Genomic DNA, 15,070 nt, shown 5'->3' with positions numbered 1-15,070 from the left:
CTGGGTAGCCACGACTGGGGCCGGCAACGGCCGTTACCCCGGCAATCCTCGCAAACTTCGCACCTCTCGCATTTTCGGCACATCGACTGGGCATTGATCTTCACGGCCGGATCCGATGCGTCCACAGAATCCGCCGGAACGGCATCGAGACCGCAAGAGACCGCATGGGGGTTACGCCATGGCCGCAAGGCCGCTCGTCGCGCGGCAGCCGAACGAACGACTGCAGGCGCTCATTCAGGAAGCGGGCTGCTCGAACGCGGGCCTCGCCCGCCGGGTCAACGTGTGCGGGGTCGAGCACGGGCTCGACCTGCGGTACGACAAGACCTCCGTGGCCCGCTGGCTGCGCGGACAGCAACCGCGGGGCCGGGCACCGGCGATCATCGCCGAGGCGCTCGGACGCAAGCTCGGCCGCACGGTCACGATCGACGAGATCGGCATGGCCAACGGCAAGAACCTCGCCTCCGGCGTCGGCCTCCAGTTCTCGCCGACGGTGCTGGGGGCCATCGAGCAGGTTTGCGAGCTGTGGCGCAGCGACGTGGGGCGCCGGGACTTCCTGTCCGGGTCGTCCGTCGCCGCCTCCGCGCTCGTCGAGCCGAGCCGGGACTGGCTGATCTCCGCCCCCGACCCGCAGGTGTCGCGTTCGGCGGGGCCGCGGGTGGGCCAGTCCGACGTGGCGGCCGTCAGGGCGATGACACAGGCGCTGGTGGACCTGGACCACCAGTACGGCAGCGGGCACGTGCGCCCGGTCCTCGTGCACTACCTGAACAGCGTCGTCTCCGGACTGCTGGCCGGTTCCTACCGGGAGGCGGTCGGACGGGAGCTGTTCGCCACGGTGGCGCGCCTGACCGAGCTGGCCGGGTACATGGCCGTCGACACCGGCCAGCCGGGCCTCGCCCAGCGGTACTACATCCAGTCCCTGCGGTTGGCGCAGGCGGCCGGGGACCGCGGCTACGGCGGGTACGTGCTGGCCGCCTCCATGAGCCACCTGGCCGCGCAGCTCGGGAACCCGCGCGAGATCGCCCAGTTGGCGCGGGCGGCGCAGGAGGGCGCACGCGGGCGCGTCACGCCCCGCGCGGAGTCGATGTTCCACGCCGCCGAGGCCCGCGGACACGCGCTCCTCGGCGACGTGCGGTCGGCGCACGAGGCGGCCGGGCGGGCGGTCGGGGCGATGGAGTCGGCCGATCCGGCCTCCGGGGACGACCCGGTGTGGATCGCGCACTTCGACGACGCCTACCTGGCCGACGAGTTGGCGCACTGCCACCGGGACCTCGGCCAGGCCGACGCGGCGGCGCGCTACGCACGGCAGTCCCTGGACGGCCACCCCGAGTCACGGGCGCGCAGGCGGGCCATCGGTCATGTGCTGTTGGCCACGGCCCAGGTGCAGCAGCGCGAGATCGAACAGGCCTGCCACACGGCGACGAAGGCCGTGGAGCTCCTGGAGACGCTGCGCTCGAACCGGGGCGCGGAATACCTGGACGACTTTCAGGCCCGGCTCGAGCCGTACCGGGAAGAAGCCGTGGTCAGGGAGTTCGGCGCCCGGCTCGACCTCCAGGCCGCCGCGTGAGCGGGTGGGGCGCGGGTGAGTGAACTGGCCCGAATCCGCGCCGTGATGAGAGGAAGGGGACATCAACAGCGTGCTGCGGCCCGGTTTTGTTACCGCTGTCACAGGGAAGGAGTCGGCGCCCCGGGCGGCGTGGCAGCGGGCTCGGGGGACCCGGTAGCGTGAGCCGACGATTCCGAAGGTCCCCCATTCGTAGGAGTCCCGGTGACGCAGAGTGGACAGGGCGAGGAGCCCTCGGCGCGGCAAGCGCGCGAAGGCATCGTGCTGCCCTCGGACGGTGGCGAACCCCTGCTGCCGGGCCGGACCGACGTGCCCGTCGGTCCGCAGGCCGGTGGTCCGCCCCCGTCGGCGCCGCCCGGCGGCCAGGCCTGGGACCGCCCCTGGGGCCCCGAGCAGCAGCAGGCCCCGGCCGGCGCCGGACAGGGCTGGCCCGCACCGCCCGACGCCCAGCCCTGGGGTGATCCGCATGCCCCGCAGGCGCCCGTGACACAGGCCTGGCCGCCCGTGCAGGGCGACCCGGGCCAGGGTCGGGGCCAGGCGCCCGGGGCGCTGCCGCCGCAGGCCGGCCCCGGCCCGCTGCCGCCGGAGGGCGCGCCGCCCTCCTACGGGGCACCGGCGGGCGGCCAGTCCTACGGCGCGCAGCAGCCGTACGGCGGGCAGCACCAGCAGCATCACCAGGACCACCAGCCGCACCAGCACCAGCAGTACGGCGGGGCGGCGGCGCCCCTTCCGTCGGCGCCGCTTCCCTCCGCGCCCCTGCCGTCCGCCGACGAGGGCGCCACGCAGTACCTGCCGCCGGTCGCGGCGGCCGCCGACGAGGGCGCCACCCAGTACATCCCGCACATACCGCCCGGGGGGCCGGGCGCCCTGCCCCCGGAGACACCCCCCGCGCAGCCGCACGCCGCCGAGTCGACCCAGTACCTCGGCCAGGCGCCGCGGTACTCCGCGCAGCAGGCGCCCGCCGCCGCGCACCCCGACGCGGAGGCCACGCAGTTCATCGCGCCCGTGCCCGGCGGCCCCGCCGGTGCCCCGTTCGGCGCCGGGCCCGGCGCCGACGAGGGCCGTCAGCCGCCCGCCGAGTTCGACAACCTCTTCCGCGGCGCCCCCGGCCCCGACGGCCCGGCCTCGGCCACCCAGCAGATGCCCCGCCTCGACGCCCCCGAGGCGCAGTACCCCGGCGAGGGGCCCGGCTACGCCCCGCAGGGGCCGGGCGGTGGCGGCGGCAGGCGGCGCGGCGCCGGAGACGGCGGCGGCCGGGGCGGCCGGGGCGGCCGTACGGGCACGCGGGTGCCGCTGCTCGCCGCCGTGGGCGTGGGCATCGCCGTCGTCGGCGTGGGCGCCGGCGCCATGATGGCCGGCGGGGGAGAGGACGGGGACAAGGCCGCCAACCAGCCGGTGTCCGCCACGGCCCCCGTCTCCGAGTCCGCGTCCGCCTCGCCCTCGCCGTCCGCCGACCCGGCCGAGCAGCAGGCCGTCGCGCTGGACAAGCTGCTGGCCGAGAGCGGCACCGGACGCACCACCGTGATCAACGCCGTGGCCGACGTGAAGACCTGCGACAACCTGTCGAAGGCGGCTGCGGACCTGCGCGAGGCCGCCAAGCAGCGCAACGGACTCGTCGACAGCCTCGGCAAGCTCTCCGTGGACAAGCTGCCCCGGAACGCGGAGCTGACCAGCGCCCTCACCAAGGCGTGGCAGGCCTCGGCGTCGGCCGACAACCACTACGCGGCCTGGGCCGACCGGACGGCAGGCAAGAAGGGCTGCAAGAAGGGCAAGGCCACCACCCAGCCGTCGGCGGCCAACCGGGAGAGCGGCACGGCCAGCAGGGAGAAGGCCAAGGCCGCGAAACTCTGGAACGCCATCGCCAAGAAGTACGGCCTGACCGAACGCCAGCCGACCCAGCTGTGAGCCGGGCCGTCCCGGGAGCTTCCTGCGGGATGCCGTTCGGATCAGGCCCCCTAGGCCACGTCCGCGTTCCGCAGGGTGCCGGTGGTGTCCACGGCGCCCTCGCGGGCCGCGACCAGCCGGCCGTCCCGGACGACCTGGAGGGTGACCTCGGCGTTGACCAGGCGCGGGAAGCCCACCGAGGCCAGCTTGTCGGCGAAGGTCCACCGCAGGTCGGGGGTGAGCCCGTCCGTGCCGACCTCCAGGCCCCCGTCGAGGGCCCGCCGCACGGTGTCGGCGCTCACCTCGCCGTCGCCGAGCGACTCCACGACCTGCCGGAAGACCGTGTACGCGATCCAGGTGGTCTGCACCCCGGCGTCCGCCGCGTCCACGTCGTTGTCGCCGAACGCCTCCTCCTCGATCAGCTTCTTCAGCCCGTCCCAGGCCGGATCGCCCACCGCCGGGTACCAGCCGGTGACGTACGCCCCCTCGTAGGGTCCGGACGCCTCGCCGCTCGCGTTGACCGCCGTCTGGTCGGCGCTGCCGAGCACGGTGGCCGTACGTACGCCGGGCCGGTCCTCGCGGGCACGCCGGAAGGAGTCCATGAAGGTGCCGGTGCGGTCCCCGAGGACGGGCACGACGCACCCCGGCCCCGTCCCCGAGGTGCCCTCCCGCGCCAGTGCCTGCGCGGACTGGTCGTCGTACGAGGTGGCGTCCTCGGCCGCCCGCTGGTCGTGGGCCCGCTCGTGCCCGCCCGAGACCAGCCCCGAGTCCAGCAGCGGGGGTAGCTGGTCGCCCGCGATCGTGTCGGGCCGGACCAGCGTGACCGGCCCGCAGGAGTCGGCGAGCGCGCTGCCGAGTCCCGCGAGGAGGGCCGGCTGGCCCCCGTTGACCGGGTACGACAGCGGACTGGTGAACTCCGTGTTGGTCAGGCCGTATCCGCCGATGTACGGGATGCGGGCGCCCTCCAGGACGGGGAAGAACGCGTCGGCGTGCTGGCTGTAGGAGCCCACCACGGCGACCACGTTCTCCTTGACGGCACGGCGGGCGCACTTCGCGGCGGCCACGCTGTTGTTGTGGTCGTTGCAGGTCAGGACGTCGATCTTGCGTCCGCCGATGCCGCCGTCGGCGTTGAGCCGGCGGGCGTAGGCCTGGGCGAGCGCGGGCATGCCGGGTTTGTTGGTCGCACCGGTGTCCTGCGGGGCCCAGGTCATGACGGTGATCGGGCTGTCGTCCCCGGAGCCCCCCGTGGCACCGGGGACGACCCCGCAGCCGACGGCGAGTGACGCGCACGCCACCAGCGCACCGGCCGTCAGGGCTCCGGTGCGGGTGGCCCGCGAGCGGTCGCGGGGGCCGCCGGGGGACGTGCTGCGGGTGGGTCGCCTGCCGGTCATGTGCCCGCACGATTCCCTCACACGGCCAACCGGGGAGTGACCCGCGGTCAACACACGGTGACGCGGAGGTGAATTGCGGGGGCCGGCGGCACGCGGAGGGGAGGAACGTAGGATCGATGACCGTGCAAGGTTCGGAGAACTCTTCCCGTCGCGGCCGTCGCTCCACCACCATGGGCGGCATGCCTCTCAACGACATGCCGTGGTGGCGCTGGCGCAGTCAGGTGCGCTCCGCGCTGCACATGCTCTCCGCCCCCGCCTTCCAGCGGGACGTCTGGCTGGCCGGCGTCGACGGCTACGGGGACGTCACCGACGCCGTGTACCGCCTGGTGGAGGACACCTGGCTGGACCACTGGTCGGCCGAGAAGTACGTGGGCACGGTCTTCCGCGACTCGCAGGAGGCCGCGCTGGTCGACACCGCCGTGCTGCGGGTCCTGCGGATCATGCACCAGGTCGGGCCGGACGCGCCGGTGAGCGCGTACCTGGACCACGCGGACTGGCCGGAGGCGGTGCGGGCGGCGCGCGACGCGCACGTACGGCTGGCCACCAGCGACGGCGAGGACCCGGAGGCGCCGCCGCGCACGCTGGAGCTGCTGCGGATCCTGACCCGGTCCGCCTGACGGGACGGCACGCGGACCGGGGGGCCGGATATGGGACCCTGTGCTGCATGAACGCGCAGTCCTCCGCCGCCGTCCCCTCGGCCGACGCCCCGGCCGACCAGTACGTCCTCACCCTGTCCTGCCCCGACAAGCAGGGCATCGTGCACGCCGTGTCGAGCTATCTGTTCATGACCGGCTGCAACATCGAGGACAGCCAGCAGTTCGGGGACCACGACACGGGTCTGTTCTTCATGCGGGTCCACTTCTCGGCCGGCGAGCCGGTGACCGTGGACAAGCTGCGCGCCAGCTTCACCGCGATCGGCGACGCCTTCCACATGGACTGGCAGATCCACCGGGCCGACGCGAAGATGCGCGTCGTGCTCATGGTGAGCAGGTTCGGGCACTGCCTGAACGACCTGCTCTTCCGGGCGCGGACCGGCGCGCTGCCCGTGGAGATCGCGGCCGTGGTGTCCAACCACACCGACTTCGCCGAGCTGGTGGGGTCCTACGACATCCCCTTCCACCACGTCCCCGTGACCAAGGACACCAAGCCGGAGGCCGAGGCCCGGGTCCTGGAGATCGTGCGCGAGGAGAACGTGGAACTGGTCGTGCTGGCCCGCTACATGCAGGTCCTCTCCGACGACCTGTGCAAGGCGCTCAGCGGCCGGATCATCAACATCCACCACTCCTTCCTGCCGAGCTTCAAGGGTGCGAAGCCGTACCACCAGGCGCACGCGCGGGGCGTGAAGCTGATCGGCGCGACCGCCCACTACGTGACGGCCGACCTCGACGAGGGACCGATCATCGAGCAGGAGGTCGAGCGGGTCGGCCACGACGTCACCCCGGACCAGCTCGTGGCGGTCGGGCGGGACGTGGAGTGCCAGGCGCTGGCGCGGGCCGTGAAGTGGCACGCGGAGCGGAGGATTCTGTTGAACGGCCGCCGCACGGTCGTCTTCGCCTAGCGGGACGGGGCGTTCTGGTTCGTCGGCGGCTGCGGGTGCGTGGGGGTTGCTCGCGCCGTTCCCCGCGGCCCCTTGGGGGCGTGCGGTGAGCACCCCTTCAGGGGCGCGGGGCTGTGTCGAATACGCGACTCCGCCGCGTGGGCGCGACCAGCCACGACACACCCTCAGCCGCCGCGGAACACTCACCGCCCCCTACATCCGGCTCAAGCTCGCCGCCGCGAACAGGACGTCCCTGATCGCCTCGCGGTCGCCCACCTGACCGGCCGCCGCCTCGGCCGGGGGCACGTGGCCCGCCGCCAGCCGGCAGAACTCCACGCCGTCCAGGGCCACGTGGGCCACCTCGTGCTCGGGGGAGCCCACGGCGCCGGGCGAGTCCAGCGGGACGAGCCACTCGCCGCCGCCCGAACCCTCGATCTCCAGCCGCAGGCTGCGCCCCGGACGGCCGGCGGCGACCAGGCGCGGACGGTCCCCGGGCGCGGCCAGCCCGGCCCGGCGGCGGGCCGCGAGGACGCCCGGCAGCAATCGGACCGCGAGGTCGATCATGCCGTTGAGGTGACGCGCGGACGGCGGGTCGTACGGGTAGTCCACCGCGTCGGCGATGTCCTCCGCGTGCACCCAGCACTCGAACGCCCGGTCCAGCATCGCGTCCCGCAGGGGCAGCTCGAAGCCGCCGTAGGAGACCGGCATCCCGCCCGCGGCGCCGGTGAACGCCACCGTCCGCACGATGCCGTGACCCTGCTCGCGCCAGGGGGTCCGCACCGCGCGGGTGGGCGGGAAGTGGGAGGCCCGCCAGTAGGCCTCCGTGCGGGCGGCCGGGGTCCCGCCGGGCGCCCTGAGGTCCCCCAGCGGGTCGTCGAGGCCCAGGGCGGTCGCGACGGTCCCGTCCACGGCGAGCAGGTGCGCGATGACCCCGGCGACGGTGGTGCGGCGGCTCGCGGCGCCGTCGTCCTCGTACCAGCGCAGCCGGACCGGCGCGTGCCACTCGGCGTCACCGAAGTCCTGGAGCAGGGCGTCCAGGCGCGCGGTCTCGGCGTCGTAGGGCGTGGCCCACTCGGGCACCGGGATGCGGGGCGGACGCCGCTCCAGGCAGCCGTCCAGGACCCGGGTGCGCAGGGCGGGGTCCAGGTCGAGGCTCTCCGGCCGCTGCAGCAGGGTGACCGCCTCGCGCAGCCGCCGTGCCTCGTCGGCGCAGGTCTCGCACTCCCCGAGGTGCTCCTCGACGGCCGCGGCCTCCTGCGCCGAGCAGGCCGCCAGCGCCCACGCCCCGAGCAGCGAGGTCAGCACCTGGTGCTCCAGCGCGGCCGGTGCCGCTGCGGGCAGCGCACGCCCGTCGTCCTCCACGGAGGCGCGGGGCAGCGGTATCCGCGCTCCGGTGCCGGTGCCGGTGCCGGTGTCGCCGTCGGTCCCCCTGGTGCCGGCCTCGTCGTCGCCGTCGTCCTCGTCGTACGCCTTCATGTCGCACCCCTGTAGCCGGGCGGGCCCGGGGCGGTGCCGGCGTCGCGGGCCGTGGCCAGGAGCTGCAGGCCCAGGCGCAGGCGGCGACGGGCCTCGTCCTCCGTGATGCCGAGGTCGGCGGCGGTCTGCCGGTAGTCGCGGCGCTGGAAGTAGGCCAGCTCCAGGGCGGCGCGCAGCGGGGCCGGCATGGACTGGACGATGTAGTCGGCGCGGGCGGCGACCGAGGCGTGCCGCACCTTGGTCTCCAGCTCCTCCGCGGTGCCCGGCCCGCCCCGGGCGAGCGCCGCCGTCTCGGTGGCCCGCAGCCGCTGGACGGCGAACCGGTGGGTGAGCGTGGCGATCCAGGTGCGCAGCGGGCCCTGCCGGGGGTCGTAGGCGTCGGGGTGCTCCCAGACGTGCGCGAAGACGTCGCGCGTGATGTGGTCGGCGGCCCGCTCGTCGTCGAGGACGCGGTGGGCCAGGCCGTGCACCAGGGAGGCGAAACGGTCGTACAGCTCGCCCAGGGCGGCGGCCTCCCCGCGAGCGAGCCGCTGCTGCATCTTGCGGTCCCAGCGCAGGGGCACGTCCCTCTTCGCCATGCGGTTCCTCCACCCCCTCCTCGGACCGGCCCGCGACCTACGCGTTCCCCGAAATGTAGTCGGCACCTCCTGCCGTGCACGCCCCTTTGCGGCAATGTGCGCCCCCGGCGGGCCGGAGGTGGTATGGGCCTCCCCTATCCTCTACAGAGTGACCGAATTCGATCGAACAGGATCGAAAGCGTCTGAAACAAGCCTCTTGTGACCGGTCTCCGTTTCCGCCCCGGCGTTTGCGGGAACGGCCGGTGGGCAGGCGCGCCGCCAGGAAACGCAAGTAGGGCTTCCGTTTCGGGGGGAACCAGGCGTACCGACGGATGAAGGGCATGGTGGTGACGTTCAACGTGACCGGCGGCGAGCGGGGCCGGTGGGCCGTGCTCCAGGTGTCGGGCGAACTGGACCTGGTGACGTCACCGGTGCTGCGCCAGCGCGTGCACGACGCGGTGGCCGAGGGGCGGCACAGCCTCGTCCTGGACCTGTCCGAGGTCCTGTTCTGCGACTCCAGCGGGGTCGGCGTCCTCATCGCCTCCCGGCGGCTCATCCGCTCCTGCCAGGGGAGCCTGCGCCTGATACTGCCCGCCCAGGGCGCCGTCGACGGCTCCCACGTCAACCGGGTCCTCGGCGCGCTGGGCGTGCGCCGGCTCTTCGACTGCCACCCGGACCTCGCCTCGGCGACCGGCGACGAACCGCGCCCGCTGTCCGCGTAACCGCGCCCGCGGGGCGCCCGCCCGCGCATGTCGCGGATCGTGGCGGAACGGTGTCACGGAGCGTGGAGATCGGCGCGCACCCGCGGCCCGACCCGTTACGGCCCGGAGTCGGTGCCACGCTCCGGTACCTTGTGGGGGATGCGAGTGGTCCCGAGCGCCGACCGTGCCGGAGCCGCCCCTGCGGCGGTCCCGCGGCCGAGGGTGCGCACCCGGCCCCGCGGGGCGGAACGGCCGCCGGCCGCCGCCTGTTCGACTCCTCGGGACGTGCGTCGCACAGTATGGCGCACGCGTACTCCTTCGCGCTGGAATATGCCTGAAGCGCTTGTTGACGTGACTGTCCGTCAACCATGCTGTGCCACAAGGGATTCACGTTCGGTGATCCCTGTCCCGGCCGTTGTTCTGGCCATGCTGGAAATGGCTACGATCGTGGCCCTCATGAGGCGTGAGCCTTTGTGTCCGCCGGTTCGGATGGTGTGAGCGGTGCAGGTTCTTCAACTGGAGCTGGAGGTCCGTCCAGACCCCTCGGAAGTGGGGCGCGCCCGGCGCTGGGCCCGCTCCCGCCTCGCCGGGTCGGGGATACGGGCCGACGAGTCACTCGCCGAGACCCTGGTCCTGCTCGTGTCCGAGCTGGTCACCAACGCCGTGGTGCACACCGGGCGTTCGGCGGTGCTGCGGCTGGTGCTGCCGGCCGCGGCGGCCGGCAGGGCCACCGTCCGCCTCGAGGTCGACGACGCCAGTGACCGGGTCCCGGTGCCCCGGTGCGCCGGCGGCGAGGCGACGGGTGGCCGGGGCCTCGCCCTCGTGGACGGCCTCGCCGACCGCTGGGGGTGGAGCCGCGAGGGCACCGGCAAGCGCATCTGGTGCGAGCTGGACCGCGGGCCCGCGGGCGCGGACACCGCACCCGCCTGCGGGAGCGGGGGCGGCGCGGTGCTGCACGAGGGGTTCGCCTTCGAAGCCGTGTGACAACGGCGGAACGGCCGTGCGCCGGGGTGTGCTTCCGTGCGCGTCCCCGGCGAAACGGTGCAAGGGTGAGGAACCCCCACGTGCCGGTTGACGGATCGTGACCGTTTCCTCACGCTTGTAGCCACGATTCGCCGCGAGGGGACGACGAGGGTCCGGTGACGGAGGGCCCTCGACGAGTGTGGGTCGTGTCGGCGGCGGTTCCCCCGGGGGCGGCGGGAACCGGGCGGGAGCGCCGGAGTCGGGTGGCGGCGCGCGATGCCGTGCTCGGGGCGGACAGCGCCGCGCCGCCGGCCGACGAGGCTCATCATCCACAGGCTGTGGACAACTCCGCGCGGAAGGTCCGCCGGTACCCGGTCGGCGTGACCCCGAGCACCGCCTGCAGATGCTGCCGCATCGACTGGGCCGTGCCGAACCCCGCCTCCCGGGCGACCGCGTCGACCGACAGGGCGGTGGACTCCAGGAGGTGCCGGGCCCGTTCGACCCGCTGCCGGGTGAGCCACTGGCCGGGACTGACGCCGACCTCCTCGCGGAAACGGCGGGTGAAGGTGCGGACCGACATCGACTCCTGGGCCGCCATGTCCCGCAACTGGATCGGCTCGTGCAGGCGTCCGAGCGCCCAGGCGCGGGCCCGCGTCGTGGACGACTGCTGCGGATCGGGCACCGGCCGCTCGATGTACTGCGCCTGCCCGCCGTCCCGGTGGGGCGGTACGACGGTGCGGCGGGCCACCTCGTTGGCGACGGCGGTGCCGTGGTCGCGGCGCACGATGTGCACGCACAGGTCGATCCCGGCCGCGACCCCGGCCGAGGTGAGCACGTCCCCGTCGTCGACGAACAGCACGTCGGCGTCGACCCGCACCTTCGGGAACAGCCGCTGGAAGTGCTCGGCCGAGGCCCAGTGCGTGGTCGCCGGGCGGCCGTCCAGGTACCCGGCGGCGGCCAGCACGAAGCCGCCCGTGCAGATCGCGACGAGCCGGGTGCCGGGCCGCACGAGGGCCAGCGCGGCGGCCAGCTCCCCGGTCAGCACGCCCTGCTCGTACACCGGGCCCAGCTCGTAGGAGGCCGGGACGACGACCGTGTCGGCGGTGGCCAGGGCCTCGGGACCGTTCTCGACCATGATCGCGAAGTCCGCGTCCGTGTCGACGGGGCCCGGTGGCCGGACCGAGCAGGTGATCACCTCGTACAGCGGGCGCCGCCGCTCGTCGCGGGCGAGGCCGAAGATGCGCGGGGCGATGCCCAGTTCGAAGGGGAGCAGGCCGTCGAGCGCGAGCACGACGACGCGGTGCGGGCGTGGGGAGGTGCCGGTGCCGGACTCGGTGTGCTCCTGGGGCATGGCCCGATCCTAGCGAACCATGTCCTCCGGGCCACTCGCCCGTGCGTCGGCCGCTGCGCAGACTCGATGACGTGACCCAGACAACCGACACCACCGCAGTACCCGAGGACCGGCGGGCGCCGGCCCCCCGCCGCCGGCGCGTGCACCGCGCCTGGTGGGTCGCCGCCGTCACCTTCGTGACGATCATCGGTGCCGCCGCCTTCCGCTCCCTGCCCGGCATCCTCATCGACCCGCTCCACCAGGAGTTCGGCTGGTCGCGCGGCACGATCGGGGCGGCCGTCTCCGTCAACCTCGCCCTCTACGGGCTGACCGCGCCCTTCGCCGCCGCGCTGATGGACCGCTTCGGCATCCGGCGGGTCGTCGCCGTCGCCCTGATGGTGATCGCCCTCGGCTCCGGCCTGACCGTGTGGATGAACTCCGCCTGGCAGCTCATCCTGTGCTGGGGCCTGCTGGTCGGCCTCGGCTCCGGTTCGATGGCCCTGGCCTTCGCCGCCACCGTCACCAACCGCTGGTTCACCGAGCGGCGCGGTCTGGTCACCGGCGTCCTCACCGCCGCCTCCGCCTCCGGGCAGCTCATCTTCCTGCCCCTGCTGTCCTGGATCGTCGAGACCCACGACTGGCGCCCGGCGGCCGTCACCGTCGCCCTGGCCGCCCTGGCCGTCGTCCCCTTCGTCTGGCTCCTCCTGCACGACCATCCGGCCGACGTCGGCCAGAACCCTTACGGCGCCGAGGAGTTCGTACCCAAGCCCGCTCCCGTCCGCGGCGCCGCCCGCCGCGCCCTGACGGTCCTGTTCTCCGCCCTGCGCACCGGCCCCTTCTGGCTCCTGGCCGGCACCTTCGCGATCTGCGGCGCCTCCACCAACGGCCTGATCCAGACCCACTTCGTGCCCGCCGCCCACGACCACGGCATGCCGATCACCGCCGCCGCCTCGCTGCTCGCCGTCATCGGGGTGTTCGACGTGGTCGGCACGATCGCCTCCGGCTGGTTCACCGACCGCTTCGAGGCGCGCCGCCTGCTCGCCGTGTACTACGCCCTGCGCGGCGTCTCGCTGCTCTTCCTCCCCATGCTGCTCGCGCCGAGCGTCCACCCGCCGATGGTCTTCTTCATCGTCTTCTACGGCCTCGACTGGGTCGCCACCGTCCCGCCCACCCTCGCCCTGTGCCGCGAGCACTACGGCGACGACAGCGCGATCGTCTTCGGCTGGGTGCTCGCCTCCCACCAGGTGGGCGCCGCCCTCGTCGCCTTCCTCGGCGGCGTGGCCCGCGACCACTTCGGCTCCTACGACGTGGTGTGGATCGCCTCCGGTGCCCTGTGCGCCGCGGCGGCGCTGATGGCGCTGGTGATCCGGCGGGGGCCGGCCGCGGGGACGGCGCTGTCATGAGCAGGTCGTAGGCTGCGGGCATGGGGCGGGGGAGGGCCGGGAGACCCGGTGGCCGGCGGCCGGCCGGGACGGACGACGCGGGGAGCCGCGCGATCGCGCTGTGCGCGGGGCAGGCGCCGCTGGTGTGGCTGGCCTGGTGGTTCACCATGGAGGCGGGCGGGGACGACTACGGCTACGGGGGCGGCGGCTACCTGGGCATCTGCTGCGTGCCGCTGCTCGTGCCGTTCGCCGGCCTCCTGCACGCGGCGGTGCAGATCGCGCCCGCGGCGTTCCTGGCCCGCCTGCGGCCCGGCGGCGCTCCCGGCCCCGGGTGGGCCTGGCACCTGGCCGCGTCCGTACTGATCGGGGCCGGCTGGTCGGTGCTGGGCCGCGTGCTGTGGGGGTGGCCGGCCGGCGACACCCTCCCGTGGTTCGCCGGGGCCGGTGTCCTGCCGGTGCTGGTCCTGCACGCCCTGCGCGGACGACCGTGGTCGGCAGGGGGCGTCTGGCTCCGTTCGGCGGGCGCCGGTCTCGTGCTCTTCGTGGTGCTGGGGGTGACGGCCGCCTCCCTGGCCGGCGACTACGAACCCCCTCGGCTGTCCGCCGCACAGCTCACCGGGAACTGGCACGGTGCGCACGGGAGTTCGCTGCGGCTCTCGCCGGGCGGCCGGGCCCAGCTGACCCGCCTGCCGGCCCACGGCGGCGTCGACGAGGAGGGCGACTTCGCCCTGTGCGACGGAACCGGCACGTGGACCTACGAACAGGGCGGAGACTTCCCGGACCCCGACCGCGACGGCATCCTCGTGCGCCCCGGCGGCGGCTGCGGCCAGGAGACGTACTGGACGGTCGGCGGCACCGAGCAGGACCCCGAACTCTTCGTGCTCTTCGGCGACCCGGACACCGGTGACCTGCGCATCCTCACCCGTGACCAGGGGGTGTCGTTCGGATCGGGCCGGCTCCGGGCGACGGTGCCCGGTGGGCCGCCCGCGACCCCGGCGTGATCCGAACGGCAAACGGCGCCCCCTAGCCCGGCAGCCGCGACACCCTCCCCGCCTGCCGCTTCGCCACCGCCCCCGCGATCCGCCCGGCGTCGATCGCCAGCTCCCGCAGCATCCCGCTGATCGGATTGGTGAACCCGGTGAAGTACAGGCCGGGGGCGCCGGCCGGGGAGCGGCCCCCGTGGGCGACCGGGCGCCCGGTGCCGTCCAGGACGCCGAGGTGGCCCACCAGCCCCTCCAGGCCCCGCCGGTACCCCGTGGCCGCGATCACCGCGTCCGGGGCGACGCGGGTGCCGTCGGCCAGCAGCACCTTGCCGTCCTCGAAGCCGTCCGTCGCGGCGACGACCTCCACCCGGCCGGAGCGCACCGCGTCGATCAGACCCACGTCCTGCACCGGGATGGCACCCTCGGCCACCCGGCTGTAGAGCCCGGTGCCGGGACGCGGCAGCCCCTGGGCCGACAGGTCGGGCACGCTGATCCGGGCGAGCGGCCGGGCCAGCCGGTCCACCAGGGCGACCGGCAGCCGCCGGCACAGGATCCCGGTGTACTGGGCGGCCCACCCGGCGGTCGAGCGCCGGACGACGTGCGGCGCCGTGCGCACCGAGAGCCGCACCCGGGCGGCCCCGCCCTCCACCAGGTCCACGGCGATCTCGGCGCCCGTGTTGCCCACCCCGACCACCAGGACGTCCCGGCCGGCGTACGGGGCGGGGGAGCGGTACTCGGCGGCGTGCCGGAACTCGCCGGTGTAGGTGTCCCGGCCCGGCCAGTCGGGGACCCGCGGGGTGTGGTTGTGGCCGGTCGCCACCACCACCGCGGCGCCGGTCAGCTCCCGGCCCCCGGAGGCGTGCAGCAGCCAGCCCTCCCCGTCCCGGGCGCGCTCGACGCGGAAGACCTCCACACCGGTGACGATCTCCAACTGGTGGTACTCGGCGTACTTCTCCAGGTAGCGCACCACGTCGTCGCGGGCCACCCAGCGTCCGAAGCGGCGCGGCATCGGCAGGCCGGGCAGCGCCGAGAGGCGCCGGGTGGTGTGCAGCCGCAGCCGGTCGTAGTGGCGCCGCCAGGAGGAGCCGACGTGGTCGGCGCGTTCCAGCACCACGGCCCGCAGACCGCGGGCGCGCAGGGCGTGGGCGACGGCGAGACCGCCGGGACCGGCGCCTATGACGTACACGGGGCGGTCCGCGGGGTGGGCGGGCCGCTGCGGTTCAGCGGACGCGGTGGAGTCGGCCATGCGGCGAGCGTAATCGCGCCCTCGCTTGATGGGTCTCGGTCAAGACCGGAATCGGTTGC

General features: G+C 74.5%; 13 protein-coding genes. 8 read left to right on the top strand and 5 right to left on the bottom strand.

The genetic code is table 11. The features are described from left to right. The first annotated feature begins 178 nt into the window (after positions 1-178). Positions 179-1,564, top strand: a complete 1,386-nt coding sequence (locus IG88_RS0108685) for a hypothetical protein (RefSeq protein WP_031036989.1) — start codon at positions 179-181, stop codon at positions 1,562-1,564. Positions 1,565-1,765: 201 nt separating this feature from the next. Beyond that, positions 1,766-3,466 carry a hypothetical protein gene (locus tag IG88_RS0108680; protein WP_031036988.1) on the top strand — a complete coding sequence of 567 codons (1,701 nt, stop codon included), beginning with the start codon at positions 1,766-1,768 and terminating at the stop codon, positions 3,464-3,466. Positions 3,467-3,516: 50 nt separating this feature from the next. Here IG88_RS0108680 and IG88_RS0108675 read toward each other — a convergent pair whose 3' ends face one another. Then, a complete protein-coding gene (locus IG88_RS0108675; protein ID WP_031036984.1) occupies positions 3,517-4,836 on the bottom strand; it encodes an ABC transporter substrate-binding protein in 1,320 nt (439 codons plus the stop codon). Positions 4,837-4,952: 116 nt separating this feature from the next. On the opposite strand from IG88_RS0108675, the gene IG88_RS0108670 reads away from it, so the two are divergent. Together IG88_RS0108670 and purU are read left to right on the top strand one after the other, a co-directional pair. Beyond that, positions 4,953-5,453, top strand: coding sequence for an SCO4402 family protein (locus tag IG88_RS0108670; protein ID WP_031036981.1), 501 nt, complete (start codon positions 4,953-4,955; stop codon positions 5,451-5,453). Between the two features lie 47 nt (positions 5,454-5,500). Beyond that, positions 5,501-6,394, top strand: a complete 894-nt coding sequence (gene purU, locus IG88_RS0108665; RefSeq protein ID WP_031036977.1) for a formyltetrahydrofolate deformylase — start codon at positions 5,501-5,503, stop codon at positions 6,392-6,394. A 192-nt stretch (positions 6,395-6,586) separates the two neighbouring features. Here purU and IG88_RS0108660 read toward each other — a convergent pair whose 3' ends face one another. Both IG88_RS0108660 and IG88_RS0108655 read right to left on the bottom strand, forming a co-directional pair. After that, the gene (locus IG88_RS0108660) at positions 6,587-7,849 is read right to left on the bottom strand and encodes a zf-HC2 domain-containing protein (RefSeq protein WP_031036974.1); all 1,263 of its coding nucleotides are present in this window, start codon (positions 7,847-7,849) and stop codon (positions 6,587-6,589) included. After that, positions 7,846-8,427: a sigma-70 family RNA polymerase sigma factor gene (locus IG88_RS0108655; protein WP_031036972.1), complete on the bottom strand. Its 582-nt coding sequence runs from the start codon at positions 8,425-8,427 to the stop codon at positions 7,846-7,848. The genes IG88_RS0108660 and IG88_RS0108655 overlap by 4 nt, the downstream gene beginning before the upstream one ends. Before the next feature lie 320 nt (positions 8,428-8,747). Here IG88_RS0108655 and IG88_RS0108650 point away from each other — a divergent pair, with 320 nt between their 5' ends. Continuing rightward, complete coding sequence (locus IG88_RS0108650; protein ID WP_031036969.1) at positions 8,748-9,128, top strand: STAS domain-containing protein; 381 nt, start codon at positions 8,748-8,750, stop codon at positions 9,126-9,128. Between the two features lie 495 nt (positions 9,129-9,623). Further along, positions 9,624-10,091, top strand: a complete 468-nt coding sequence (locus IG88_RS0108645; protein ID WP_031036966.1) for an ATP-binding protein — start codon at positions 9,624-9,626, stop codon at positions 10,089-10,091. A gap of 304 nt (positions 10,092-10,395) precedes the next feature. Here the strand turns inward: IG88_RS0108645 and IG88_RS0108640 are convergent, their stop codons facing one another. After that, entirely contained in the window at positions 10,396-11,421 is a 1,026-nt protein-coding gene (locus IG88_RS0108640) for a GlxA family transcriptional regulator (RefSeq protein WP_031036963.1), read from the bottom strand. A gap of 71 nt (positions 11,422-11,492) precedes the next feature. Here IG88_RS0108640 and IG88_RS0108635 point away from each other — a divergent pair, with 71 nt between their 5' ends. Next, positions 11,493-12,803: an MFS transporter gene (locus IG88_RS0108635; protein ID WP_031036960.1), complete on the top strand. Its 1,311-nt coding sequence runs from the start codon at positions 11,493-11,495 to the stop codon at positions 12,801-12,803. 20 nt (positions 12,804-12,823) lie between these two features. After that, positions 12,824-13,783, top strand: coding sequence for a hypothetical protein (locus IG88_RS0108630; RefSeq protein WP_234332081.1), 960 nt, complete (start codon positions 12,824-12,826; stop codon positions 13,781-13,783). A 22-nt stretch (positions 13,784-13,805) separates the two neighbouring features. Here the strand turns inward: IG88_RS0108630 and IG88_RS0108625 are convergent, their stop codons facing one another. Next, positions 13,806-15,011: a flavin-containing monooxygenase gene (locus IG88_RS0108625; RefSeq protein WP_031036955.1), complete on the bottom strand. Its 1,206-nt coding sequence runs from the start codon at positions 15,009-15,011 to the stop codon at positions 13,806-13,808. Positions 15,012-15,070: the final 59 nt, after the last annotated feature.

This window comes from Streptomyces sp. NRRL F-5650, from assembly GCF_000721365.1.
GTDB classification, from domain to species: domain Bacteria; phylum Actinomycetota; class Actinomycetes; order Streptomycetales; family Streptomycetaceae; genus Streptomyces; species Streptomyces ardesiacus.
Note: the sequence above shows the minus strand (reverse complement) of the source record. Positions and strands in the feature narration are given on the sequence as shown.

Coding starts and splice junctions, on each gene's coding strand:
- IG88_RS0108685 (WP_031036989.1), top strand. CDS start 179: ATGGCCGCAAGGCCGCTCGTCGCGCGGCAGCCGAACGAACGACTGCAG.
- IG88_RS0108660 (WP_031036974.1), bottom strand. CDS start 7,849: ATGAAGGCGTACGACGAGGACGACGGCGACGACGAGGCCGGCACCAGG.
- IG88_RS0108640 (WP_031036963.1), bottom strand. CDS start 11,421: ATGCCCCAGGAGCACACCGAGTCCGGCACCGGCACCTCCCCACGCCCG.
- IG88_RS0108670 (WP_031036981.1), top strand. CDS start 4,953: ATGACCGTGCAAGGTTCGGAGAACTCTTCCCGTCGCGGCCGTCGCTCC.
- IG88_RS0108630 (WP_234332081.1), top strand. CDS start 12,824: ATGGGGCGGGGGAGGGCCGGGAGACCCGGTGGCCGGCGGCCGGCCGGG.
- IG88_RS0108625 (WP_031036955.1), bottom strand. CDS start 15,011: ATGGCCGACTCCACCGCGTCCGCTGAACCGCAGCGGCCCGCCCACCCC.
- purU (WP_031036977.1), top strand. CDS start 5,501: ATGAACGCGCAGTCCTCCGCCGCCGTCCCCTCGGCCGACGCCCCGGCC.
- IG88_RS0108675 (WP_031036984.1), bottom strand. CDS start 4,836: ATGACCGGCAGGCGACCCACCCGCAGCACGTCCCCCGGCGGCCCCCGC.
- IG88_RS0108650 (WP_031036969.1), top strand. CDS start 8,748: ATGGTGGTGACGTTCAACGTGACCGGCGGCGAGCGGGGCCGGTGGGCC.
- IG88_RS0108655 (WP_031036972.1), bottom strand. CDS start 8,427: ATGGCGAAGAGGGACGTGCCCCTGCGCTGGGACCGCAAGATGCAGCAG.